Below are 24495 nucleotides of genomic sequence, written 5' to 3' on the forward strand. Positions count from 1 at the left end.
CCGGCGGAGGCGGGCGCTCAGCCGCCCGTCTCCGCCGACAACGCGCGCAGGTCGGCGAAGGCTTCGTCGAGGTGCTCGTCCAGGCTGCGGCGGGATTCCTCGATCCAAGCTCCGGCCGCGTGGTGGAAGGTCACCCAGCCGATGTGGGCGGCGAGCGCGGCGAGCCGGTCGGCGACACCCCGGGCGCGCAGCGCCGCCGCGAGCGCGTCGCTCATCGCCGCCGCCTTCGCCAGGTCGCGTTCGCGCAGCGCCGGGGTCGCGGCGATGACCGCCAGGCGCGGTTCGGCGAACGATCGGTTGCCCTCGACGATCCGCCCGGCTTTCCGGAACGCGCGGAGCAGGACTTCCAGCGGCGGCAGCCCGTCGGGCGCGCCGATCACCGACGCCGTCAGATCCGCGCGAAGAGCGGCTTCGCCGTCGAAGAGCACTTCGCGCTTGTCCGGGAAGTGCCGGAAGAACGTGCGTTCGGTGACGCCGGCCCGGGCCGCGATCTCGGCCGTGGTGGTCCGGTCGAAGCCGCGCTCGGCGTACAGCTCCAGCGCCGCCTGCTGAAGGCGGCGGCGCGCTTCCTCTCCGCTGCGTGGCACCCCGTCAGCCTACCTGTTGTGACAGTGACTGACACTACGAGGTACAGTTCGTAGCGTCAGTCACTGTCACTACGCGGGAGAGTCCCATGCACGTCTTCGTCACCGGCGGGTCCGGCCAGACCGGCCCCGCCGTCGTCACCGAGCTGATCGCGACGGGGCACACCGTCACCGGCCTCGCGCGGTCGGACGCGGCCGCCGCCCGGCTCGAGGCGCTCGGTGCCACGCCGCACCCCGGCTCGCTCGACGACCTCGACAGCCTCCGCACCGGCGCCGAAGCCGCCGATGGCGTCCTGCACATGGCCTTCGGCGGCGACTTCAGCGACCTCGACGACATGACCCGCCGCGACCGCACGGCGATCGAGACGCTCGGCGAGGTCCTGATCGGTTCGGGCAAGCCGTTCGTGAGCACGTCCGGGACGCTGGTCATGCCGGCGGGCCGCGAGAGCACCGAGCGGGACGAACCCGACACCTCGGGGCTCGCCGCGTTCCGGATCGTCGGCGAGCGGGCCTGCCTGGACTTCGCCGCTCGCGGCGTGCGGGCGAGCGTCGTCCGGCTCGCGCCGACCGTTCACGGTCCCGGTGACCACAGCTTCATCGCCTGGCTCGTCGATACCGCCCGCAAGACTGGGCAGTCGGCCTACGTCGGCGACGGCGAGAACCGGTGGCCCGCGGTGCACCGGCTGGATGCGGCAGTCGTGTTCCGCCTCGCCCTGGAGGGCGCGCCGGCGGGCAGCGTGCTGCACGCGACCGCCGAGAACGTGCCGTTCCGGGACATCGCCGAGACGATCGGACGCGGTCTCGGCCTGCCCGTCGTCTCCCTGACGCCGGAAGAAGCCGCCGGGCACTTCGTCAGCCCGTTCATCGCCCGGGCGTACGGCACCGACGCGCCCGTCTCCAGCACCGCCACGCGGGAGCTGCTCGGCTGGTCACCGCACCACCCGACGCTGCTCGAAGACGTGGCCGAGGGCGACTACCTGTAGAAGGTCAGGGCTGGGGCTGCTGCTGGCTGGCCAGGGTGCCGGCGGCCATGCGGCGGGCGACGTCCTTGCGCAGCCACAGCAGCCACAGCCAGACCGCCAGGAACAGCACGCCGAGCACGGCGATCGCGGGCAGCCAGAACACCAGCGCGATCAGCACCACCTGCAGGCCGAGGATGACCGGCACCGCCCACGGGCGCTTGACGAACCCGCAGGTCACGATGAGCAGGGCGGCCACCGCGATGACCGTCCAGCCGGTGCCCGTGCTGATCCCGCCGCCGAGCTTGTTGACGACCGGCAGCGCGAGGGCGACCGTGATCGCCTCCATGATCAGCGTCCCCGACATCACGCCGCGGAAGCCCTTCATCGGGTCCTTCGGCTTCGGCTTCTCCTCGGACGTCACGCCGGCTCCTTCCCGAACAGGGTGCGCGCCTCGCCGGCGGTGACCACCGAGCCGGTGACGAGCACACCGCCGCCGGACAGCGGTTCTTCGGGATCGTCGCTGGTCTCCACCAGCGCGATCGCGGTCTCGATCGCCGTCTCCAAGTCGGTTTCGGCGACCACGCGCTCCTCGCCGAAGATCGAGATCGCGAGCCGGTTCAGCTCGTCCAGGGGCATCGCGCGCGGCGAGGAGTTGCGCGTCACGACGATGTCGGACACCACCGGCTCCAGGGCGTCGAGGATGCCGTGCGCGTCCTTTTCGGCCATCACGCCGACCACCGCGACCAGGCGGCGGAAGGCGAACTCCTCGGCCACCGTCGCGGCCAGCGCGCGGGCGCCGTGCGGGTTGTGCGCCGCGTCGAGCATGACCGCGGGTGCGGCCCGGACGCGCTCGAGCCGGCCCGGGGTCTCGACCTCCGCGAACGCCTCGCGGACGGCCTCGACGACCAGCTGCTTGTCCTTGCCCGCGCCGAAGAACGCCTCGACCGCCGCCAGCGCCAGCGCGGCGTTCGCCGCCTGGTGGGCGCCGTGCAGCGGCAGGAAGATCTCGTCGTAGACCCCGCCGAGGCCCTGCAGCTTCAGCAGCTGCCCGCCGACGGCGATCTCCTTCTCGAGCACGCCGAACTCGCTGCCCGCGCGGGCGACCGCCGCGTCGACCTCGACGGCCCGGGCCAGCAGCACCTTCAGGACCTCGGGGTCCTGCTCGGCGATGACCGCGACCGAGCCGGGCTTGATGATGCCCGCCTTCTCCTTCGCCGCGCTGACCGGATCGGGGCCCAGGTACTCGACGTGGTCGAGGCCGATCGGGGTGATGACGGCGACGTCGGCGTCGGCGACGTTCGTGGCGTCCCAGGCGCCGCCCAGGCCCGCTTCGAGCACCGCGGCCTCCACCGGCGCGTCGGCGAACGCGGCGAACGCCATCCCGGTGAGGATCTCGAACTTGCTCATCTCGACGCCGTCGGCGGCGGCACCGTCCACCATGGCCACGTACGGCGCGATGTCGTGCCACAGCTCGGCGTAGCGCGCGGCGGAGATCGGGCGGCCGTCGAGCGCGATCCGCTCGGTGACCAGCTGCAGGTGCGGGCTCGTGTAGCGGCCGACGCGCAGGCCCATCCGGGTCAGCAGCGCGTCGATCATCCGGGCCGTGGAGCCCTTGCCGTTCGTGCCGGCGACGTGCAGCACCGGGTAGCCCTTGTTCGGCTCGCCCAGCAGCTGCGTCAGCGCGGAGATCCGGGTCAGCGACGGCTCGATCTTCGTCTCGGGCCAGCGCTGGTTCAGCTCGGCTTCGACGGCCAGCAGCTCCCGCCGCGCCTCGGGCCCGTCCGGGTCGCCGTAGACCGCGGCTTCGCCCTGGTCGTCGAGCTCGTGCAGCTCGGCGTCCTCGGGCACGGTCAGGTCGGGCACCGGGCCGGTGGCGAGGTTGTCGCCCAGCTGGCCGACCCCGCCGATGCCGCCGCGCGCGCCGCCGCCCGCTTCGAACGCGGTGTCGCGGACGTCCAGCTCCGGGTCGTGGTCGTCGGACTCCTCGTACCCCGACGTCCCCAGTTCGTCGACGCCCGCGAAGCTGTCGAGATCCGACAGGTCCGGCTTGCGACCTGTCTCATCCTGCGGCACTGAATCTCCTCCGGCCTGGGGTTTTCGGCTTGCCTTGCGAGTCTACGTGCGGGCGCGGTGGCACTCTCGACGCATGCCGTTCAACCACAACGACCACTACCACCCGCTGCTGCTGGACCTCCTGCCACCGGGGCCGGGGATCGCGCTGGACGTCGGGTGCGGCACCGGCCGGTTCGCGCGGCGGCTGGCCGCGACCGGCATGGCGGTGGAGGCGGTCGACGTCTCCGCGGCGATGGTCGGAGCGGCGGCGGGCCTCGGGTCCCCGGGCCCGGGCGAGATCGTCTACCGGCAGGCCGACGTCACCACCGATCCCCTGCCCGAGGCGCACTACGACTTCATCTCGTGCCTGGCGTCACTGCACCACATGCCGGTCGAGACGCTCGCCAAGCTGCGCCGCGCGCTGGTGCCGGGCGGCGTGCTCGTGGTGCTGGCCCTGGCCCGGCCCAGCACGCCGGCGGACTGGGCGCGGGCCATCGCGGCGGTGCCGGTGAACGCGCTCGCGCGGCTCGTCGTCTACGCCGGCGAGCGGCTGAACGGCGGCCCTGAAGACGGCCCGCAGGCCCCCCTCGTCGACGACTTCCCGACGATGGCCGAGGTGCGTCGCGAAGCGGCCCGACTGCTGCCTGGCAGCACCGTCCGGTCGCTGTTCTTCTGGCGCACGTTGATCACTTACCGTGAGCACGGCGACGGTGACCCCACTGCGGGGTGAAGTTCATCTCCGTCGCCGCCCGCGGCTCGCTAGATGTGGAGGCAGCGTTTCCACCAGCGAGAACGGGGTCTTCTTCATGCGCATCACCCGGCTGCTCACCGCCGTCGTCGCGGCAGCCATCCTGCTGCCGGCGTCGGCCACCGCCGCCTCCGCGGCGAGCATCGGCAGCTACGTCGCCCTCGGCGACTCCTACACCTCCGGGCCGTTCATCCCGGTCCAGCGGGTCGACCCGCTCGGCTGCGGCCGGTCGACGGCGAACTACCCGTCGGTGGTGGCCGCGGCGCTGCACGCCACGCGGTTCACCGACGTCAGCTGCGCCGGCGCGGACACGACGAACATGACCCGGCCGCAGGGCGTGCCGTTCAACGGCACCAACCCGCCGCAGCTGGGCGCGCTGCGGATCGACACCGACCTGGTGACGCTCGGCATCGGCGGCAACGACTACGGCGTCTTCGGCAGCTTGACCTCGACGTGCCCGGGCCTGCGGGCGAGCGACCCGACGGGCAACCCGTGCGAGGAGCACTTCGGCGACTCCGTCACCACGACGATCGACAACATCGGGCCGCGGGTCGAGGCCGTGCTCGCCACGATCCACGAGCGTTCGCCGAAGGCGCGGGTGCTGGTGATCGGCTATCCGCGGATCGCGCCGGAGAAGGGGTACTGCCCGGACGTGCTGCCGTTCGCCGACGGCGACTACGCGTGGCTGAACATCATCGAGGAGAAGCTGAACCGGACGCTGTCCGACGCGGCGGACGCGGACGGCAAGGCGGAGTTCGTCGACACGTTCGGCCCGTCCCGCGGCCACGACGCGTGCGCGCGCGGCGGTGCGGCGTGGATCAACGGGAAGGACCAGAACGTCTTCGAAGCGGCCGCCTACCACCCGCTCAAGACGGGGATGGCGGGTGTGGCGGCGGTGGTGCTCAAGTCCCTGCGCTGAGGAAGTCCAGGACGAGCCGGGCGAACTCGTCCGGCAGCTCGGCCGGGGCACCGTGCCCCGCGTCGATCTCGGCGGCGCGCGCGTCCGGGATCGTGGCGACCAGCTCCTGCTGCTGCTCCGCCGTGATCAGCCGGTCGTGCGCGCTGCCGAGGACCAGGACTCTCGCGGCGATCTTCCCCAGGATCGGGCGGAGGTCGACGGCCCGGTCGGCTTCGATCTGGCGGGCGGTCCCGGGCTGGATCGCCGGCTCGAGCGTCTTGACGAGCTGTTCGTTGCTCTCGGCGGTGGCCTGCTCCCAGTAGCGCGGGCCGAACGCCATCAGCGGGAGCATGCGCGCGAACGTTCCGGTTTCGAGCAGGTCCAGCCAGTAGCGGAACTCGGCGTCCTGCCGGGTGTCGGTCGCGGGCCAGGCGGCGTGCAGGACCGCCTTCCGGACGCGGTCCGCGCGGGTGCCGGCCAGGTGGGCGGCCACGACGGCGCCGAGGGAGTGGCCGACGACGTGGGCTTGGTCTACGCCCGCGTGGTCGAGCACGGCTTCGGCTTGGGCAGCGAGGGCTTCGATGGTGATCGGGCCGCCGTCGTCGACGGTGAGGCCGGAGCCCGGGAAGTCGGGGGCCAGGACGGTGTTGCGCCGCTTGGCGCGTTCGGTGAGGTGCGCCCACTGCTCGCGGGAGGCTGCGGTGCCGTGCAGCAGGAGCAGCGCGGGACCGTCGCCGGTCCGGTCGTAGTGGACGACGGCGTCTTCGAGCGTCACTTTCGGCATCGTTCAGGCGATCTCGCGGAGGGCGGCGTTGAACGCGCGCGGGTCTTCCTGGTGCGGGAGGTGACCGCAGCCGGCGATGACGTGCACCCGGGCGCCGGGCGTTTCCGCGGCGCAGGTGCGCGGCACTTCGAGCGGGATTTCGGCGTCCAGCTCGCCGTGCAGGTAGGTGATCGGGACGGCCAGCTCCTTCAGGCGGGGCCGCGGGTCGTAGGTGGTGCATTCGGTGAACAGCTCGTCGATGTAGGCGCCGGAGTCGAGCAGCTGCCGGATCGTCCAGGCGACCAGCCCGGGCCGGTGGCCCGCGACCCAGTTGGGCACCCAGTCCTCGAAGGTCCCGACGCGGTCGTCGACAAGCCGTTTGCGCAGGTCGTGCACCTTGTCAAGCATGCCGGTGCCCGGCCAGTACCCGGGGCTGTCGACGGCGACGACCGCTTCGACCAGGTCGGGCCGGGCCAGGGCGAGTTCGGTGGCGAAGACACCCCCGATGCTGGACCCGACGACGGTGGGCTCGATCTTCAGCGTCTCGATCACGGTCACGAGGTCGGCGGTGACGCCGGCGATGGTGTTGCCGCGGGCGGGCTGGTCCGAGCGGCCGCAGCCGCGCCAGTCGAGGGTGACGACGCGGTGGTCCCGCGCGAGGTCGGGCAGGCACGACTGCCAGACCCGGCCGCTGGTCCCCCAGCCGTGCACGAACAGCAGGGCGGGTCCTTCTCCTTCGTCTTCGTAGTGGAGTTCGGCGTTTTCGACGGTCATTCGAGGCATGCCTCGAGCGTTCCGCTCCGGCGGCCGGTGATCGATGGCCGAGTCGCTCGTACACTGATCACGATCGATGATGAATGGGGGCGTTCGTGGAGCTGCGTCAGCTGCGCTATTTCGTGGCCGTGGCCGAGGAGCTGCACTTCGGCCGCGCGGCGGAGCGGCTGCACATCGTCCAGCCGGCGGTGAGCCAGCAGGTCCGGCGGCTGGAGCGGGCGCTGGGCGTCTCGTTGTTCACGCGGACGACGCGGGCGGTGGTTCTGTCCGAGGCCGGGCAGCGGTTCCTGCCGCACGCGCGAGCGGTGCTGTCGGCGGCCGACCGGGCGACGGATTCGGTGGCGGAGTTCCGCGACGTCCGGTCGCTCCGGCTCGGCACGAGCGAAGGCCTCGGCGATCGGCTGGACCTGTTGCTGGGCGCGTTCGCCCGGCTGGCGCCCTCGGTCTCGCTGGAGCTGGTCCACGCGCCGACGTCCCAGCGGCTCGAGCGGGTCCGTGACGGCTCCTTGGACGCGACCATCGTGCGGGGTTCCTGGCCGTCGTCCGGGCTGGACTTCACTCCCTTGTGGATGGACGAGGTGTTGGTGGCGTTGCCCGCTTCTCATCCGTTGGCGGCTTCGGTTGAGGTTTCGTTCGCTTCGCTGGCTTCGCTCCCGGTGCGGTTGAGCCCGGTTTCGCGGAACCGGCCGTTGTTCGAGCTGGTGGTGTCGTGCTGCCGCGCGGCGGGGTTCGAGCCGGTACTGGGCCCGGACTTCACGACGGCGCAGGACACGTTGGGCACGTTGGGGTACGGCCGTCCACACTGGACGGTGTTCTACCGGGCGCACGCCAATTTGCTGCCGGTGCCGGGGGTGGTGTTCCGACCGCTCCGGGAGCCGACCCCGCGGATGCAGACGTACTTGGCCACGCCGGCCGAGCGCCGGGTGACCCCGGAGGTGGTGGCTTTGATCGAAGCGGCGCGGGCCATCGAGGCGGACTGAGCAGCCTCGACGCATCATTGACTCGCACGCTTGGCGGCAGCGACGAAATTCTCTAGCGCCGACTTGTGCTTCTTCCAAGCAACTTCCAATTCGTCACTGTCGAGACTGCCCATCCGCCAGCTTTTACCCAGCTCCTGCCCCGCCACCCTCAGATCGGCAAGTGATCGCAGCAGCCGCTCATCATCAGAAGTCAGGCGCACCTGAGCAGCCACAAGACGGTAACCAGACAGATCCCACTGAGCGACCGAGTCGCTCAAACCGAGTTTCCGCTCTTCCCACACTCGATTTCGGAAGTCCTCTTCCAGAGCAATCAACGAAGCGCAATTCTCGACGAACAAGCGGCGACCTTCCCGCTTGTACTCCACTGTCCGCGACATGAACTGCCCGAACAAGGCGATCGTCGCACCGACTATCACACCGAACACTCCCAGCCAACCGGTCACGAACGGATTATGCAGCCGGAAAGGCCGACCCGGAAGCCGTCGTGTGTCCGTGATGGCAGTTCCACAACGAGTACACGACAAAGCCCGGCCCCCGCAGGAGGGACCGGGCTTTGTCGGGGCGGCACTTTCACGTGAAAGTGCCGCCGTCAGCTCAGGAAGCCGGGAGGGCCGCCAAGCGGGCCGTGATGCGGTCGATGTCCGCCACCGCCGTCTCCTTGCGGAGCTTGATCTTGTCCACCACCTTCTCCGGGGCCTTCGCGATGAACGCCTCGTTGCCCAGCTTCGCCTCCGTCTGGGTCAGCTCCTTCCGCGCCACCGCCAGGTCCTTCTCCAGCCGCTTGCGCTCGGCAGCCACGTCGACCGTGCCCGACAGGTCCAGCTCCACCGTCACCACGCCGTCGGCCAACGCCACCTCGAGCGATGCGCTCGCCGCGAAGTCGTCGGACGCAGGAGTCAAGCGGACCAGCGACCGGATCGCCTCCTCGTGGCCGCCCGCGTAGCCCGCCAGCCGAGCCGCCACCTTCTGGCCCGGCTTCAGGCCCTGGTCCGCGCGGAAGCGGCGGATCTCCGTCACCAGCTTCTGGACGTCCGCGATCCGCGCGTCCGCCACCGCGTCCGCGTAACCCTCGAACGGAGCCGGCCAAGCCGCGACCACCAGCGACTCGCCGCCGGTCAGGGCCGTCCAGAGCTTCTCCGTGATGAACGGGATGAACGGGTGCAGCAGCCGCAGCACCGTGTCCAGCACGTGGCCCAGCACCGCACGAGTGGCCGACACCCGCGAAGCATCCCCTTGGTACAGCTGGACCTTCGCCAGCTCCAGGTACCAGTCGCACAGCTCGTTCCACGTGAACTGGTAGAGCGCGCCCGCCACCTTCGCGAACTGGAAGTCCTCGAACAGGCCGTCCACTTCGGACACCAGCGCGCCGAGGCGGCCGAGGATCCACCGATCCGATTCCGTCAAAGAAGAAGCAGCAGGCAACGGAGCAGCGACCGAAGCACCGTTCATCATCGCGAACTTCGTCGCGTTCCACAGCTTCGTGCAGAAGTTGCGGGAACCCGCCGCCCACTCGTCGGCCAGCGCCATGTCCGCGCCCGGGTTCGCGCCGCGGGCCAGGGTGAACCTGGTCGCGTCCGCGCCGTACGCGTCCATCCACTCCAGCGGGTCGATCACGTTGCCGCGCGACTTCGACATCTTCTTGCCGTTCGCGTCGCGGATCAGGCCGTGCAGGTACACGTGGTCGAACGGCTGCACGCCGTCCATCTGGTGCACGCCGAACATCATCATCCGGACCACCCAGAAGAACAGGATGTCGTAGCCCGTCGAAAGAACGCTGGTCGGGTAGAACTTCTCCAAATCCGCGGAGGACGACGGCCACCCCAGCGTCGACATCGGCCACAGACCGGACGAGAACCACGTGTCCAGCACGTCCGGGTCCTGCGTCCAGCCGTCCCCGGACGGGGGCTGCTCGTCCGGGCCGACGCACACCACTTCGCCGTCCGGGCCGTAGTACACCGGGATGCGGTGGCCCCACCACAGCTGGCGCGAAATCGTCCAGTCGTGCATGTTGTCGACCCAGTCGAAGTACCGCTTGCCCAGCTCCGGCGGGTGGATCTTGGTCCGGCCGTCGCGAACGGCGTCACCGGCCAGGCGAGCCAGCTCCTCGACCTTGACCCACCACTGCAGCGACAGCCGCGGTTCGACGACCGTGTCGCAGCGTGAGCAGTGCCCGACCGCGTGCACGTACGGGCGCTTCTCGGCGACGATCCGGCCCAGCTCCCGCAGCGCCGCGACCACCGCGGGCCGCGCCTCGAACCGGTCGAGGCCCTGGAACGGGCCGGGAACCGTGATCTCGGCGCGCTCGTTCATCACCGTGAGCATCGGCAGGTCGTGGCGGCGGCCGATCTCGAAGTCGTTCGGGTCGTGGGCCGGGGTGACCTTCACCGCGCCGGTGCCGAACGCGGGGTCGACGTGCTTGTCGGCCACGATCGGGATGCGGCGGCCGGTCAGCGGCAGCTCGACCTCGGTGCCGACCAGGTGCGCGTACCGCTCGTCGTCCGGGTGGACGGCGACCGCGGTGTCGCCCAGCATCGTCTCGGCGCGGGTCGTCGCGACCACGATCGCGTTGTCGCCGTCGCCGTAGCGGATCGACACGAGCTCGCCGTCGTCGTCGTTGTGGTCGACCTCGATGTCCGACAGCGCCGTCTGGCAGCGCGGGCACCAGTTGATGATCCGCTCGGCGCGGTAGATCAGGCCCTCGTCGAAGAAGTTCTTGAACACCGTCTGGACGGCCTTCGACAGGTTGTCGTCCATCGTGAAGCGCTCACGCGACCAGTCGACGCCGTCGCCGAGGCGCTTCATCTGGCCGAGGATCTTGCCGCCGTACTCGGCCTTCCACTCCCAGACGCGCTCGACGAACTTCTCGCGGCCCAGGTCGTGGCGCGAAAGGCCCTCGCCGGCCAGCTGGCGCTCGACGACGTTCTGCGTCGCGATGCCCGCGTGGTCCATGCCCGGCAGCCACAGCACCTCGTAGCCCTGCATGCGCCGGCGGCGGCTCATCGCGTCCATCAGGGTGTGGTTGAGCGCGTGGCCCATGTGCAGCGAACCGGTGACGTTCGGCGGCGGCAGTACGATCGAGAACGGCGGCTTCCCCGACGAGGCGTCGGCCGTGAAGTACCCGGCCGCTACCCAGCGGTCGTACATCGGGGCTTCCTCGGCGGCCGGGTCCCAGGCACCCGGAAGGTCGGTGGTCTGCTGCGGAGCGTTCTCGGTCACAATGGACAAGTCTACGAACCCGTCACGGCGGGTCACCCAGGGGGAAGGCACTCCGACGATGGCACAGCCCCAGCAGCCCCAGGACCCGGACGACCGGCGCCTGGAGACACACCCGGACCTGATGAACCCGGACTGGCAGAAGTACGCCGAGCGGGACGCCTGGCTGGGCGCGAAGAAGGACCTGAAGAAGCGCCGCGCCCGCGAGCGCCGCACCGGCGGCCACCCGCAGCCCGGACACAGCCGGTGGCCGGGCGTGCTCGCGCTGCTGCTGGTCGTGGTCCTGGTCGCGGCGGCCGTCGTCGTGCACCAGGTCCAGGGCATCGGCGTCAACGAGGACCCCCTGCTCTACTTCACCTCGTAACGTCCGGCCCCCGCCGTCGATGATCAGGCATCGACCTTGGGGGAAAGAAACGTGGACGACGACAACCTGCTCGATTCGCACCCGGACCTGATGGACCCGGAGTGGCGCAAGCACGCCCGGACCGATGCCTGGCTGGGCGCCAAGCAGGACCGCAAGCAGTTCCGCAGGCAGCAGAAGCGCAGGGTGCGGAAACCCCGGCGCCGCTGGTGGATCTTCGGCGTGTTCGTGGCCATCCTCGCCGTGACGACCGCCGCGATCGTCCTGGTCGGGCGCCGGCCCGCCCCGGCGGCCGCGCCGCCGAACCCGACCGGGGTGCCGCAGTACGCCCGCGTCGACCTCGCCCGGCCGTACGCGAACACCCCCGCCGACACGTGGCGGAAGGGGCTGGACGGCATCACCGAGACCCCGGCCGGATCCGCCGAAGCCGACGCCTACGCCCAGGTCAAGCGGGCGATCTCCGCGGCCCGGCTCGATCCCGCGGTGCTGACCGGGCACGACCCGAAGGCCTTCTTCGCCCTGGTCGCGCCGGACATGCGCGACCAGCTGACCGAGGTGTTCGGCCGCAAGCCGGCGAAGGGCGTCGCGAGCTTCGACTCCTACGTGACCGAGATCGCTGACGGCTACCACCTGCTCGACGCCGGGCCCCGCACGTTCGGCACGCTCGCCGCGCACCCCGGCGCCAAGCCCGGTGAGCTGGCCGTCGACGCCAAGTACGTCGTCGCCTACGCCTTCGACAACGTCCACCCGGAGGGGCTGACCAGCCCGGGGGAGATCGTCAGCTTCCTGCGCGTGGACGAGACGTACATCATCCGCAGCGGCAAGACCTTCGCCGAGAGCAGCCACGGGCTCTGGCTCGGGACCGGCCAGAGCGCGTTCTCGTCGGTCGGGTGCGCCGCCGCGAAGGACGGGTACCTGGCGCCCGGCTACGCGAACCCGCCGGCCGGCCCGGGCACCGGCGAAGACCAGGACGCACCCGGCTACTACGACCCGAAGTACCCGGTCCCGGCCCTGGACGGCTGCCCGGCCTGAAGTCCGTGAATGGCACATCGAGGGACCAAGCGTCCGTGAATGTGCCATTCACGGACTTGCGTCACATCCGGATGCACAGTCTGGACTGTACAGTTAAACTGTGTGTATGGGCGAAGTACCCGCACACGTGGCCGAAAGCGCCGGCTGGCTCCGCGGCGTCGTGGCGCAGCTGCACCGGCGGCTGCGCCACGTCGACAACGCCGGCATCCTGACGCCGACGCAGTCCGCCGTCCTCAACCGGCTGCACCGCGAAGGACCCGCGACCCAAGGTGAGCTGGCCGCCGCCGAGCACGTGCGGCAGCAGTCGATGGCCGCCACCCTCGGCGTCCTCGACGAGCTCGGCTACCTCGCCCGCACCCCCGACCCGGCCGACCGGCGCCGCGTGGTGATCAGCCTGTCCGAGTCCGGCAGCAACACCGTGCGCGGCATCCTCCAGCACCGCGAGGAGTGGCTCGCCCAGGCGCTGGCGGACGCCCTCTCCCCCGCCGAACTCGACGTCGTCACCCGCGCGCTGCCGCTGCTGCAGCGCGTCGCCGAACACTGAAAGAAGGGGTCCTCACGGCCACCCTCACCGCTCCCGCGAAGTTCGGCGCCCGTCTGGTCACCCCGCTGGTGGCCGGCGCGGTGCTCAACCCGATCAACTCCACGCTCATCGCCGTCGCGCTCGTGCCGATCGGGCAGAGCTTCGGCGCGGGCCCCGGCCAGACCGCGTGGCTGATCTCGGCGCTCTACCTGGCCACCGCGGTCGGGCAGCCGGTGGTCGGCCTGCTCGTCGACCGCTACGGCGCCCGCCGGGTCCTGCTCGGCGGCGCGACGCTGGTGATCATCGCCGGGATCGCCGGGCTGGTCCCGATCTCCGTCGGCTGGCTGACCGGCGTGCGGGTCGTGCTGGGCCTGGGCACGTGCGCCGGGTTCCCGGCCGCGATGGCCGTGCTGCGCCACCACGCCGAAGCCACCGGGCAGGGCGTGCCCGCCCGCGTGCTGTCGCTGCTGTCGATGTCCGCGCAGACGGTCATGGTGATCGGCCCGACGCTCGGCGGGGTGCTGATCGCCCTGTTCGGCTGGCCCGCGATCTTCGCGGTGAACATCCCGCTCGCCGGGCTGTCCCTGGTGCTGGCGCTGCTGTGGGTGCCGAAGAGCGACCGCGGCGAGCGCGCGGCGAAGCGGATCGACGTCGTGGGCATCGCGCTGTTCTCGGCGACGCTGCTGGCGCTGCTGTTCTTCCTGATGGACCCCGGCACCGACAGCTGGGTGCTCGCCCTCGTCGCGGTCTTCGGCACCGCGTTCACGCTGGTCGAGCTGCGCCGCGGCGACCCGTTCCTCGATCTGCGGATGCTCGCGGCCAACCACGCGATCCTGCGCACCTACCTGCGCCAGGCCCTGAGCTTCATGGCCATCTACGCGATCATGTTCGGCTACGTCCAGTGGCTGGAGACGACGCGGCGGCTGTCCGAGGAGGCCGCCGGGCTGATGCTGCTGCCGATGTCGGGCACGGCGGTCTGCGCGGCGGCGTTCTCGGGCCGCGCGTCCGGGATCCGGGCGCGGCTGATCACGGTCGCGGTGGCCCTGGTCGGCGGCTCGGCGCTGCTGCTGTTCGTCCACGACGGCACGTGGGTGGGCGCGCTGCTGGCGCTGGCGGCGTTGTTCGGTCTGGCCCAGGGCCTGACGAGCGTCGCGAACCAGACGACGCTCTACCGCGAAGCGCCGGCCGAGCAGATGGGCACCGCGAGCGGCCTGTTCCGCACGGCGCAGTACTTCGGCGCGATCGTCGCCTCGACGCTCATCGCGCTTTGCTATGGGCCGCACGCGGACTCGGCCGGCCTGCACCGGCTGGCGGTCGCGCTGATCGTCGTCAGCGTCCTGCTGCTCGCCGTCACCCTCGCCGACCGGGGATTGCGCGCCGCCGAAGCGTGACCCGTGTCAGCGCCGGGGATCATCGAGGCGCACGATGGACGCATGACCCGTGAAGCGCCGGTGCAGGATGTGGACGAGAACCGCCTCGAGGTGGGCAAGCCGAAGGGCTGGGCGGCCGGGATACCCGGGGTGGCCGTGTCGCTCGCGCGCAGTGTCGAGCAGATGGGCACCGGCCGGACGGTCAAGGCGCTGCGGCTGCTGAACCAGCGCGAAGGCTTCGACTGCCCGGGCTGCGCGTGGCCGGAGCCGCGCGAGGTCGACGGCGAGAAGCGCAAGCTGGCCGAGTTCTGCGAGAACGGCGCCAAGGCCGTCGCCGAGGAAGCCACGAAACGGCGGGTGGACCGCGGGTTCTTCGCACAGCACCCGATCGAGGACCTGCGGGCCAAGACCGACTACTGGCTCGGCCAGCAGGGCCGGATCACCGAGCCGTTCGTGCTGCGCGAAGGCGCGACGCACTACGAACCGATTTCCTGGGACGACGCGTTCGAGCTGGTCGCCGGTGAGCTGAAAGCGCTGACCGACCCCAACGAGGCGATCTTCTACACCTCGGGCCGCACCAGCAACGAAGCCGCGTTCCTCTACCAGCTGCTGGTGCGGTCCTTCGGCACCAACAACCTTCCCGACTGCTCCAACATGTGCCACGAGTCCTCCGGCGCGGCGCTGTCGGCGACGACCGGCGTCGGCAAGGGCTCGGTCAGCCTCGCCGACATCCACCGGGCCGACCTGATCGTCGTCGTCGGGCAGAACCCGGGGACCAACCACCCGCGGATGCTCTCGGCGCTGGAAGAGGCCAAGGGCAACGGCGCGAAGATCATCGCCGTGAACCCGTTGCCCGAAGCCGGGTTGATGCGGTTCAAGAACCCGCAGAACGTCCGCGGCGTCGTCGGCAAGGGCACGCCGCTGGCCGACGAGTTCGCGCAGATCCGCCTCGGCGGCGACCTCGCGCTGTTCCAGGCCGTCGGGCACCTGCTGCTCACCTGGGACGAGGAAGCGCCGGGCACGATCGTCGACCGCGACTTCGTCGAGCGGGTCACCGACGGCTTCGACGACTACGCCAAGCACCTGCGCGAGATCGACTGGACCGAGGTCGAGACCGCGACCGGGCTGCCGCGGGAGCAGATCGAGCGCGTCGCGCGGATGATCGCGTCGTCGGAGCGGACGATCTACTGCTGGGCGATGGGCCTGACGCAGCACAAGCACGCCGTCCCGACGATCTCCGAGATCGCGAACCTGGCGCTGGTGCGCGGGATGATCGGCAAGCCGGGCGCGGGCCTGTGCCCGGTGCGCGGGCACTCGAACGTCCAGGGCGACCGGACGATGGGCATCTGGGAGAAGATGCCGCAGTCCTTCATGGACGCCCTGGCCGGCGAGTTCGGCATCGACGTCCCGCGCGAGCACGGTTTCGACACCGTCGACGCGATCCGGGCGATGCGCGACGGCCGCGGCAAGGTGTTCTTCGCCGTGGGCGGCAACTTCGCGTCCGCGACACCGGACACGGAGGCGACGGAGAAGGCGCTGGAGTCGTGCTCGCTGACCGTGCACGTCTCGACGAAGCTGAACCGCTCGCACGTCGTGCACGGCCGCACGGCGCTGGTCCTGCCGACGCTCGGGCGCACCGAGCGGGACGTCCAGGCGAGCGGTGAGCAGTTCGTCACGGTCGAGGACTCGATGTCGCAGGTGCACACCTCGCGCGGCCGCCTGAAGCCGGCGAGCGAGCACCTGCTGTCGGAGGTCGCGATCGTCTGCCGGCTGGGCGAGACGCTGTTCGGGGCGGGGCACGCGGTGCCGTGGCGGACGTTCGAGACCGACTACGACCTGATCCGCGACCGCATCTCCCGGGTCGTGCCGGGCTGCCAGGACTACAACCGCCGCGTCCGCGAGCCGGACGGGTTCGTGCTGCCGCACGCGCCACGCGACTCGCGGGAGTTCACCGGGACGGCCAACGGCAAGGGCAACTTCACGGTGTCGGAGCTGGAGTACCCGGCCGTGCCCCAGGGGCGGCTGCTGCTGCAGACCATGCGCAGCCACGACCAGTACAACACCACGATCTACGGGCTGTCGGACCGCTACCGCGGCATCGAGAACGCCCGCCGGGTGGTGCTGGTGAACCCGGCGGACATCACGGCGCTCGGCCTGACCGACGGTGCCTTGGTGGACCTGGTCTCGGAGTGGCGCGACGGCGACCGCCGGGCACCGGCGTTCCGCGTGGTGGCGTACCCGACGGCCCCCGGCTGCGCGGCGGCGTACTTCCCGGAGGCCAACGCGCTGGTGCCGCTGGACTCGGTGGCCGAGAAGTCGAACACGCCGGTGTCGAAGGCGATCGTGGTGCGCTTGGAGCCTCAGGCCTGACGGGCCGGCCGCGTCGCGGAGGCGGGGAGGTCACGGCCGGTCCGGATCGGGCCGGCCGCGACGACGGCCGTCGCCGCGACGAGCACGCCCATGACCACCCACACCGCCGCGCGCGGGCCGGCCAGCGAAAGCGATCGTCGTGCGCCTCAAACCTCAAGCCCGACGAGTCGGCCGCGTCGCGGAGGCGGGGAGGTCCCGGCCAGTCCGGATCGGGCCAGCCGCGACGACGGCCGTCGCCGCGACGAGCACGCCCATGACCACCCACACCGCCGCGCGCGGGCCGGCCAGCGAAAGCGATCGTCGTGCGCCTCAAACCTCAAGCCCGACGAGTCGGCCGCGTCGCGGAGGCGGGGAGGTCCCGGCCAGTCCGGATCGGGCCAGCCGCGACGACGGCCGTCGCCGCGACGAGCACGCCCATGACCACCCACACCGCCGCGCGCGGGCCGGCCAGCGAGCCGACGGCACCGGCGAGCAGGGCTCCGGCGGCGCTCGATCCGTTCGCCAGCAGGCTGCTCGTCGCGACGACCCGGCCGCGCACGCCCGGCGGCGGGTAGGTCTGCCGGAAGCCCGCGGCGAGCACGTTCGCCGCCACCACGGCCGCGCCGACGGCGACCCCGCCGGCCGCGGCGAAACCCAAGCCGGGACCGGGCGTGGTCAGCGGGATGAGAAACCCGAGCGGGGTGAGGGTGAGCAGGCAGGCCAGCAGGCTCCGCGCACTCCCCCAGCGCCGCGCGAGCTGGACGGCGAGGGCCGCGCCGAGCACCCCGCCGGCGCCCGGGGCCGCCACCAGGACGCCCACGGCACCCGGCGGAACGCCGACCTCCCGCACGAAGAAGACGACCTGGATGGCCTGGTAGCCGGTCAGCGCGACGTTGGCGACCGCGCTGAACACCGCCAGCGAGCGCAGGTACCGGTCGTGGGCCACCCACCGCAACCCGTCGGCGATCTCCCGGCGCAGGCTGCTCGGCCGCGAGACCGCCGGCCGGGGTGGTTCCCGCGCGGAGATCGCCGCCAGGCAGCCCGCGGACACCAGGAACGTCACCGCGTCGACGACCAGGCCGGCCACCGCGCCCGCCCACTGGGCGAGCACCCCCGCCAGGCTCCGGCCGGCGAGCTGCGCACACGCCTCGCTGCCCTGCAGCTTCGCGTTCCCCTCCGGCAGGTCCGCCGGGGCGACGAGGACCGGCAGGTACACGCGGTAGGCGGTGCTGAACAGGACACTGCCCGCCCCCGTCAGCACCGCGACGACGACCAGCTGTGCCACGGTCAGGACGCCCAGCCAGGCCGCGACCGGGACGCTGATGAGCGCCGCGGCCGAAAGCACGTCGCAGCCCAGCATCACCGGCCGGCGCGGGAGCCGGTCGATCCACGCCCCGGCCGGCAGGCCGATCAGCAGCCAGGGCACCCAGGACGCCGCCGCGATCAACCCCACGGTGAACGGCCCGGCGTGCGTCACGAGCACGGCCACCAAGGGCAGCGCGACGGTCGTGACGTTGCTGCCCAGCTTGCTGGTCGTCTCGCCCGCCCACAGCAGGCGGAAGTCCCGGTGCCGCCACAGGCCACCACGTCGTCCGGCCACCCGGCCCCCTCCCGATCTTCCGGGAGGATGCCGCGCACCGCGCGCGGCTGTCAGCGGGTTTCGCGGCCGGCGGAACCTCAGCCCTTGTAGTCGCGCTGCAGGGTGTTGGTCATGTCGGTGACCACCGCCTGGACGTTGTCGAGCGTCGCCGGGGGAATCAACGCCGCCTCCGTGCCGCCGTCGGCGATCGCCATGCCCAGCACCACGTTGCCCGTGCGGACCGCCGCCCACTGCTCGGAGAACCCGGCCTCGTCGCCGACGTCCGTGACCAGCCGGACGCCCGAATGGTCGCTGAGCGCGTCGGTCAGCAGCTGGCTCGCCTTGGCCGCGCTGCCCTCCGCGTCGGAGTCGGTGAACCGCACCACGGCGATCGTCACCAGCCGGTAGTCCTGCATGTTGGGCTTGCCGCCGCCGAGGTCGCGGGCGAACAGGCGCTTGCAGCTGGTGAGGTCGTTGCCCTCGGTCGAGCGGTCCTGGGGGATGACCTTCGCGTCGGCGGTCTTCACCGAGCCGGCCGGGACTTCGACGGTTCCGGGGGCGAGCTGGTTGTGCGCGTTCGGCCCGGGCAGCTTGCAGGCGTCGATCGATTCGGGGTAGTGCGCCGCCGCGGATGCGGACTGGCACCCGGCGCACAAAACGGCGGAAGCGAGCACCGGAAGGAGCCACCCTCCGCGGGCAACGCTGCTACGCATAGGTTCCGGACTTTCCGTATTTCTCGAAATTGACTTTCCGGGTCGTCACCGGTCCGGTGATCTTTTCCGGTCCGCCTGGCGGGCTGCCGCCGACGGTCATCGCACCCTGCCTCACCAGGGAGGCAGCGTCAAGACCAGTCACCCGCGTGGTCCGCCGTGGTCCGGTCGGCGGAAAACGCCTTTACGCGGCTTTGCGGAAATTCTTCCCGCGCTTTCGTCGATTCCTGCGAAAAGCTCCGCTCAATTCACGCAGACGACGCCGTCGGACGTGATCGGTTCGTCGCCGGCCGCGGGGGCGCCGCCGCCACCGGTGGTGCCGGGACCGGAGTAGACCGTCCCGAGCACGACCTCGATGTGACCCGGCGGCACCGCCGCGGACTCCTGCGTCGAGAGCCCGCCCAGCAGCTTCGCGACCTCAGCGCCCCGCTGCGCGAGGTCCGCGCCGAAGCGGACCAGGGACGTCCGGCGCGCGTCGGCGTTGCCGGTCACGCCCTTGGCGAAGCCGTGCTCGCCCAGGAAGCCGGACACGCGGGCCGCGAGGCCGCCCTTGGGGCTCGCGTTGGTGACGTCGACGGTGACCGGGGCGGCCGGCGTCGACGGCGGCGGCGAGCCGATGAGGTTCGCCGCGAAGGACTTCACGGCGGCCGGATCGACCTGCACCGCCGTGGCGGTCGGCTTGTCCGGGTCGTACCGGTAGTCGCGGTTGACGACCGGGATCGTCTCGAACCGGATCCCGCCGCCGCTGACGCCGCGCATCTGAGCGACGAAGTCGAGCAGCTGCCACGAGTCGTCGAGCACGACCGACCGCTTGACGGCGTCGATGAGGTCGGAAAGCTTCCCGGGGTTGGTCAGCGTCCCCGCCGACAGCACCTGCCGGGCCAGCCCCGCGAGGAACACCTGCTGGCGCCGGACGCGGGCGAAGTCGGTGCCCGGGAGCCCGTCGCGCTGCCGGACGAAGGCCAGCGCCTCGGCGCCCTGGATCCGCTGCGGCCCGGCCGGGAAGTCCGCGCCGGAGTTCTTGTCCTTGGTGGCTTCCTTGAGGCAGACGTCGACGCCGCCGATCGCCTTGCTGATCTCGTAGAAGCTGAGCAGGTTGACTTCGGCGTAGTGGTCGATCTCGACGCCGGTGAGGTCCTCGACCGCCTGCCGCGTCCCGCGCCGCCCGGCGGTGAGGGCGGCCTTGGTGACCTTGGCCTTGTCGGTCTCCCCCGCGTCGCGCTGCCGCTTCGCTTCGGCGGCCTTCGCGCGGCCGAACGCGGCGTTGATCTTGCCCTTCCCGCCGGGCATCGACACGTAGCTGTCGCGGGGGATGGAAAACGCTTTCACGTCGTGGGTCCCGTTCGGGATCCGCAGCACGATCAGGGTGTCGGTGAGGTCGTCGCCGTTGGCCCCGGCCCGCAGCTCGCGCAGGACGTCCGCGGGAAGCGGGTGCTCCTGCTGGTCGGTCCGGGAGTCCCGGCCGACGAGCAGGATGTCGAGCGACCCGTCGGCGGGCCGTTCGCCGGCCGCCGCGGCGCCGTCGCCGATGACGCTGTCGCGCGTGACTTCGTCGAGGGCGTGGAGGTTGGCGTAGCCGTACGCGGTCCCGCACAGAACCGTGAAGGCGAGCCCGGCGACGGCGATCTTCCCCAGTAGCTGCACGCCCTACCGACGCCGCCGGGCCGCCTCCTGCTGCTGCGCGTGAGCCAGGTCACACGGGCTCAGCCGAAAAGCTGCACCAGCTTCAGGAACAGCTGGTAGACGCCGTAGGCGAAGGGCAGGACCACCCACGCCCACGCCAGCACGATCAGCGGTACCCGGTTGGGTTTCGTCGCCGGCTCGGTCATCACGCCTCACTCCTCGCGGCCGCGCCCGCGGCGACGGGCTCGTGGTACTTCTCCTTGACCGGGCGGACCAGCTCGTTGGCCACGAACCCGACCACGAGCAGGCCGATCATGATGTAGAAGGACAGCTGGTAGAGCGCCGGGCCGGACTTGCCCGCCGACTTCTCGTTGTCCGCGATCGCGTTGACGATCAGCGGCCCGAGCACGCCGGCCACCGACCACGCCGTGAGCAGCCGGCCGTGGATCGCGCCGACCTGGTAGGTGCCGAAGAGGTCCTTCAGGTACGCCGGGATCGTCGCGAACCCACCGCCGTAGAACGACAGGATCACCATCGCGCACAGGATGAACACGAGCTTCGACGAGTTGTCCGTCAGCGCGATCACCAGGTACAGCACCGCGCCGACGCCGAGGTAGGTGCGGTAGATGTTCTTGCGGCCCACGACGTCCGAAGTGGACGACCAGACGAACCGGCCGAGCATGTTGCACAGCGACAGCAGCGCGACGAACCCGGCCGCCGCGGCCGTGCCGACCGGCGTGGACGTGCCCTTGAAGAAGTCCACGATCATCGGCGACGCCTTCTCCAGGATGCCGATGCCCGCGGTGACGTTGAAGCACAGCACGACCCACAGCAGCCAGAACTGCGGCGTCTTGATCGCGTTCGCGGCCGAGACGTTCGCGGTGCTGATCATCGCCTTGCCGTGGTCGGTCTTGGGCTCCCAGCCGGCCGGCTTCCAGTCGTCGGCCGGCACGCGCACGAGCAGCCAGCCCATCGACATGAACACCGCGTAGACGATGCCGTGGACGAGGAACGCCGTCGCGATGGTGCCCGTGGTCGGCGTGGTGCCGAGCATCGACGACGACCACGGCGAGGCGATCAGCGCGCCGCCGCCGAAGCCCATGATCGCGATGCCGGTGGCCATGCCCGGCCGGTCCGGGAACCACTTGATGAGCGTGGACACCGGCGAGATGTAGCCGATGCCGAGCCCGACGCCGCCGATCCCGCCGTAGCCGACGACGACCAGCCAGAACTGGCCGGTCGCGACGCCGAGGGCGGAGATGAGGAACCCGCTGGCGAAGCAGCACATCGACACGAACATCGCCCAGCGCGGGCCGTTCTTCTCGACGAGGGTCCCGCCGAACGCGGCGGACAGCCCGAGCATGACGATGCCCAGCTGGAACGGCAGCGAGCTCTGCGTCCCGTTGAGGTGCATCGTCTTCTCGAGCGGCGTCTTGAAGACGCTCCACGCGTAGGCCTGCCCGATCGACAGGTGTACCGAAAGGGCCGCCGGCGGCACCAGCCAGCGCGTCCAGCCTGGGGGTGCCACGATCCGGGAACGGTCCAGGAAGCCGAGAGCCATCGGATCCCTCTCCTAGAGTGGGGATGATGGAGGGAATGTATTACTAAATACCCGGCGTTGCACCATGCGGGTGTCAAACTTTCCGGCGGAGAAGGGTGTGGGGCATGGGCAGGGTGACCGTCCGCAGGCCGGTGCGGCGGATCTCCGCGACCGGGGACCGGCGCCGCCCCGACGCGCTGGCCGCCGAAGAACCCCTGGAGCTGCGCGTCGGCGGCAAGGCCCTGGCGGTCACGATGCGCACGCCGGGGCACGACGTCGAGCTGGCCCACGGTTTCCTGCTGTCCGAAGGCGTGATCGGCGGCCGCGAGGACATCGCGGTCGCCCGCTACTGCGACGGCGTCGACGACCAGGGCCGCAACACCTACAACGTGCTGGACATCGCGCTGGCCGACGGCGTTCCGCCGCCGGACACCGGGGTCGAGCGCAACTTCTACACGACGTCCTCGTGCGGCGTCTGCGGCAAGGCGGCACTCGATGCGGTGAAGCTGCGTACCCGCTTCTCCCCCGCCTCGGCCGACTTCGCGGTGAAGAGCGAGACGCTGTCCGCCCTGCCGGACGCGCTGCGCGCCCGCCAGAAGGTCTTCGCGAGCACGGGCGGACTGCACGCGGCGGCCCTGTTCACCCCGGACGGCTCGATCGAGGTGGTCCGCGAGGACGTCGGCCGGCACAACGCGGTGGACAAGGTGCTGGGCTGGGCGGTCCTGGAGGGCCGGGTACCGGCACCCGGACTCGGCTTGCTGGTGTCCGGGCGCGCGTCGTTCGAGCTGGTGCAGAAGGCGGCGATGGCGGGGATCGGGTTGCTGGCCGCGGTGTCCGCGCCATCGTCGCTGGCGGTCGAGCTGGCGGAGGAGAACGGGATGACCCTGGTGGGCTTCCTGCGCGGCGACTCGATGAACCTTTACACCGGCGACCACCGCCTCCTGACCTAGACCGACTCGACCCAGTTGCCGTGGAAGCCGTTGGGCACCCGGTCCGGCAGGTGGATCGCCGCGACCGTCTCCAGCGTTCCCGCGTCCAGCAGCGTCAGGTCGCTGCGCTGCGTCGCCGGGTCGAACACGAAGCCCATGAGGACGCCGTCGTCCTCCGGTGCGTCCTCATGGGACGGTACGAACACGAACTCGCCCGGCTGGCGTCCCGCCCCGAACGCGCGCTCCTGCCGCGCACCGGTCGCGAAGTCGTGCTTGAACAACGACCCGCCCGGGTTCGCGCCGCCGTCGGCCGACATCGCGTAGCCGTAGCGGTGGCGGCGGCCGACCAGCCGCTCGTCCACGCGCGGGAACTCCTGGCCCTGGTCGTCGAGGCGCTCCTCGATGACCTTGCCCGCGGCCAGGTCGACCGTCCAGCGGTCCAGGGTCGGGCCGCCCTCGTCCGGGCCGTGCAGCTCGCGGTCGAACATCCGCGGGTGGCGCACGATGTCGAGCACGATCGAGTCGCCGTCGTCGTAGGCGTTGAGCGGGTGGAAGACGTAGCACGGCTCGACGTCGAACCAGCGGACGTCGCCGTTGCCGCCCTCGCGCGGCATGACCCCGACGCGCGCCGGGTACTTCGGGTCCCAGCGGTACGGCAGGCCGCCGTTCGCGCCGATCTTGCGGGTCATCATCGCCGTCACCGGGTCCGGCACGCGGACCTTGCCGACCATGGCCGAGACGACCAGCTTCGCCGGCGTCCGCAGCGCGCTCGGCACGCTGGCGGCGACCGCCATCTCGGCGTTGAACGTCACCGGCAGGTCGTAGAAGACGACGTGCTTCTCGGTCAGGGAGAAGTCGTGCATCATCGGCGACCCGGTGACCTCGACGTCGACCGTGCGGCGCGCGTGGCCGTCGGCGTCGATCACCGAGTACTGGACCTTGTTGCCCATGCCGAAGAAGTACGAGACGGCGTGCAGCTCACCGGTGCGCGGGTCGCGCTTCGGGTGGGCGGTGTAGCCGCCCGGGAGCGTGCCGTCGAAGTCGCAGCGGCCGACGGTGTCGAGCTCGTCGGTCAGCTCGTAGATCGGCGCGCCCGCCTCGACCAGGGCGAGGGTCTTGCCGGCGTGGCCGATCACGTTCGTGTTGGCGCCGAGCGCGTCCAGGCCGCAGAAGCGGCTCGGGTCCTCGCCGTTCAGCGCCGCCGCGACGGCCGGGTTGCGCACCCAGCGGTTGCGGTACCACTCGGCCTTGCCGTCCCGCAGGCGGACGCCGTGGACCATGCCGTCGCCCATGAACCAGTGGTAGGCCGCCGGGTCCACTTCGGACAGCGGGTTGGGCCCGTTGCGCAGGTAGCGGCCGTCGAGGAAGTCCGGGATGCGCCCGGTGACGGCCAGCTCGGTGATCGTGTGCTCCCGGCTCACCGGGGCGAAGTTGCCTTCGAGGAACTTGTTGCCCATGCCGACCCCTCCAGAGTTGCCATAACTCGGTTATAAGGCAATTTATAA

Annotated in this window: 23 protein-coding genes; 10 read left to right on the forward strand and 13 right to left on the reverse strand. The window is 71.2% G+C overall.

Features of this window, described 5'->3' with window-relative positions:
• Positions 1 to 17: 17 nt before the first annotated feature.
• Entirely contained in the window at positions 18 to 587 is a 570-nt protein-coding gene (locus tag BLV96_RS28635; protein ID WP_086678428.1) for a TetR family transcriptional regulator, read from the reverse strand.
• A gap of 86 nt (positions 588 to 673) precedes the next feature.
• On the opposite strand from BLV96_RS28635, the gene BLV96_RS28640 reads away from it, so the two are divergent.
• Positions 674 to 1567 (forward strand): SDR family oxidoreductase, encoded by an 894-nt coding sequence (locus BLV96_RS28640; protein ID WP_086678429.1) that lies wholly within the window; start codon positions 674 to 676, stop codon positions 1565 to 1567.
• Between the two features lie 4 nt (positions 1568 to 1571).
• Here the strand turns inward: BLV96_RS28640 and BLV96_RS28645 are convergent, their stop codons facing one another.
• Both BLV96_RS28645 and folC read right to left on the reverse strand, forming a co-directional pair.
• Positions 1572 to 1931 carry a DUF4233 domain-containing protein gene (locus BLV96_RS28645; protein ID WP_425266200.1) on the reverse strand — a complete coding sequence of 120 codons (360 nt, stop codon included), beginning with the start codon at positions 1929 to 1931 and terminating at the stop codon, positions 1572 to 1574.
• A gap of 32 nt (positions 1932 to 1963) precedes the next feature.
• On the reverse strand, positions 1964 to 3619 hold the full coding sequence (folC, locus tag BLV96_RS28650) for a bifunctional tetrahydrofolate synthase/dihydrofolate synthase (RefSeq protein ID WP_086678431.1): 1656 nt from the start codon (positions 3617 to 3619) through the stop codon (positions 1964 to 1966).
• A gap of 73 nt (positions 3620 to 3692) precedes the next feature.
• Here folC and BLV96_RS28655 point away from each other — a divergent pair, with 73 nt between their 5' ends.
• Positions 3693 to 4328 carry a class I SAM-dependent methyltransferase gene (locus tag BLV96_RS28655; protein WP_086678432.1) on the forward strand — a complete coding sequence of 212 codons (636 nt, stop codon included), beginning with the start codon at positions 3693 to 3695 and terminating at the stop codon, positions 4326 to 4328.
• A gap of 76 nt (positions 4329 to 4404) precedes the next feature.
• Positions 4405 to 5265: an SGNH/GDSL hydrolase family protein gene (locus BLV96_RS28660; RefSeq protein ID WP_086678433.1), complete on the forward strand. Its 861-nt coding sequence runs from the start codon at positions 4405 to 4407 to the stop codon at positions 5263 to 5265.
• On the opposite strand, the gene BLV96_RS28665 is transcribed toward BLV96_RS28660, so the two are convergent.
• Together BLV96_RS28665 and BLV96_RS28670 are read right to left on the reverse strand one after the other, a co-directional pair.
• A complete protein-coding gene (locus BLV96_RS28665; RefSeq protein WP_086678434.1) occupies positions 5249 to 6028 on the reverse strand; it encodes an alpha/beta fold hydrolase in 780 nt (259 codons plus the stop codon). The two genes, BLV96_RS28660 and BLV96_RS28665, sit on opposite strands and share 17 nt — an antisense overlap.
• A 3-nt stretch (positions 6029 to 6031) precedes the next feature.
• On the reverse strand, positions 6032 to 6790 hold the full coding sequence (locus BLV96_RS28670; RefSeq protein ID WP_086678435.1) for an alpha/beta fold hydrolase: 759 nt from the start codon (positions 6788 to 6790) through the stop codon (positions 6032 to 6034).
• 74 nt (positions 6791 to 6864) lie between these two features.
• On the opposite strand from BLV96_RS28670, the gene BLV96_RS28675 reads away from it, so the two are divergent.
• Entirely contained in the window at positions 6865 to 7761 is an 897-nt protein-coding gene (locus tag BLV96_RS28675) for a LysR family transcriptional regulator (RefSeq protein ID WP_244180533.1), read from the forward strand.
• Positions 7762 to 7775: 14 nt separating this feature from the next.
• On the opposite strand, the gene BLV96_RS28680 is transcribed toward BLV96_RS28675, so the two are convergent.
• Both BLV96_RS28680 and BLV96_RS28685 read right to left on the reverse strand, forming a co-directional pair.
• On the reverse strand, positions 7776 to 8204 hold the full coding sequence (locus BLV96_RS28680; RefSeq protein WP_143051034.1) for a hypothetical protein: 429 nt from the start codon (positions 8202 to 8204) through the stop codon (positions 7776 to 7778).
• A gap of 151 nt (positions 8205 to 8355) precedes the next feature.
• Positions 8356 to 10977: a valine--tRNA ligase gene (locus BLV96_RS28685; protein WP_086678437.1), complete on the reverse strand. Its 2622-nt coding sequence runs from the start codon at positions 10975 to 10977 to the stop codon at positions 8356 to 8358.
• A gap of 58 nt (positions 10978 to 11035) precedes the next feature.
• Between BLV96_RS28685 and BLV96_RS28690 the strand changes: the two genes are divergently transcribed.
• The 5 genes from BLV96_RS28690 to BLV96_RS28710 all read left to right on the forward strand — a co-directional run bounded on the left by BLV96_RS28690 (position 11036) and on the right by BLV96_RS28710 (position 16630).
• A complete protein-coding gene (locus tag BLV96_RS28690; RefSeq protein ID WP_086678458.1) occupies positions 11036 to 11338 on the forward strand; it encodes a hypothetical protein in 303 nt (100 codons plus the stop codon).
• A 51-nt stretch (positions 11339 to 11389) separates the two neighbouring features.
• Positions 11390 to 12367 carry a hypothetical protein gene (locus BLV96_RS28695; protein WP_086678438.1) on the forward strand — a complete coding sequence of 326 codons (978 nt, stop codon included), beginning with the start codon at positions 11390 to 11392 and terminating at the stop codon, positions 12365 to 12367.
• A 106-nt stretch (positions 12368 to 12473) separates the two neighbouring features.
• Positions 12474 to 12911, forward strand: coding sequence for a MarR family winged helix-turn-helix transcriptional regulator (locus BLV96_RS28700; protein WP_086678439.1), 438 nt, complete (start codon positions 12474 to 12476; stop codon positions 12909 to 12911).
• Between the two features lie 68 nt (positions 12912 to 12979).
• Positions 12980 to 14281 carry an MFS transporter gene (locus BLV96_RS28705; RefSeq protein WP_086678440.1) on the forward strand — a complete coding sequence of 434 codons (1302 nt, stop codon included), beginning with the start codon at positions 12980 to 12982 and terminating at the stop codon, positions 14279 to 14281.
• 42 nt (positions 14282 to 14323) lie between these two features.
• Positions 14324 to 16630, forward strand: a complete 2307-nt coding sequence (locus BLV96_RS28710; protein WP_086678441.1) for an FdhF/YdeP family oxidoreductase — start codon at positions 14324 to 14326, stop codon at positions 16628 to 16630.
• A gap of 316 nt (positions 16631 to 16946) precedes the next feature.
• On the opposite strand, the gene BLV96_RS28715 is transcribed toward BLV96_RS28710, so the two are convergent.
• From BLV96_RS28715 to BLV96_RS28730, 5 genes are all read right to left on the reverse strand, one after another.
• Positions 16947 to 18209, reverse strand: a complete 1263-nt coding sequence (locus BLV96_RS28715; RefSeq protein WP_208608341.1) for an MFS transporter — start codon at positions 18207 to 18209, stop codon at positions 16947 to 16949.
• 77 nt (positions 18210 to 18286) lie between these two features.
• Entirely contained in the window at positions 18287 to 18862 is a 576-nt protein-coding gene (locus tag BLV96_RS28720) for a hypothetical protein (protein WP_244180535.1), read from the reverse strand.
• Positions 18863 to 19141: 279 nt separating this feature from the next.
• Entirely contained in the window at positions 19142 to 20542 is a 1401-nt protein-coding gene (locus BLV96_RS28725) for an LCP family protein (protein ID WP_086678442.1), read from the reverse strand.
• Positions 20543 to 20601: 59 nt separating this feature from the next.
• Positions 20602 to 20727: an MFS transporter small subunit gene (locus BLV96_RS51280; protein ID WP_284742082.1), complete on the reverse strand. Its 126-nt coding sequence runs from the start codon at positions 20725 to 20727 to the stop codon at positions 20602 to 20604.
• Positions 20727 to 22082, reverse strand: coding sequence for an L-lactate MFS transporter (locus BLV96_RS28730; RefSeq protein WP_086678443.1), 1356 nt, complete (start codon positions 22080 to 22082; stop codon positions 20727 to 20729). Before BLV96_RS28730 ends, BLV96_RS51280 begins: the two co-directional genes overlap by 1 nt.
• Before the next feature lie 104 nt (positions 22083 to 22186).
• Between BLV96_RS28730 and fdhD the strand changes: the two genes are divergently transcribed.
• A complete protein-coding gene (fdhD, locus tag BLV96_RS28735) occupies positions 22187 to 23011 on the forward strand; it encodes a formate dehydrogenase accessory sulfurtransferase FdhD (RefSeq protein WP_086678444.1) in 825 nt (274 codons plus the stop codon).
• Here the strand turns inward: fdhD and BLV96_RS28740 are convergent.
• Positions 23008 to 24447 carry a carotenoid oxygenase family protein gene (locus BLV96_RS28740; RefSeq protein ID WP_086678445.1) on the reverse strand — a complete coding sequence of 480 codons (1440 nt, stop codon included), beginning with the start codon at positions 24445 to 24447 and terminating at the stop codon, positions 23008 to 23010. The two genes, fdhD and BLV96_RS28740, sit on opposite strands and share 4 nt — an antisense overlap.
• Between the last annotated feature and the right edge of the window lie 48 nt (positions 24448 to 24495).

Source organism: Amycolatopsis pretoriensis (assembly GCF_900107925.1).
Lineage (GTDB): Bacteria > Actinomycetota > Actinomycetes > Mycobacteriales > Pseudonocardiaceae > Amycolatopsis > Amycolatopsis pretoriensis.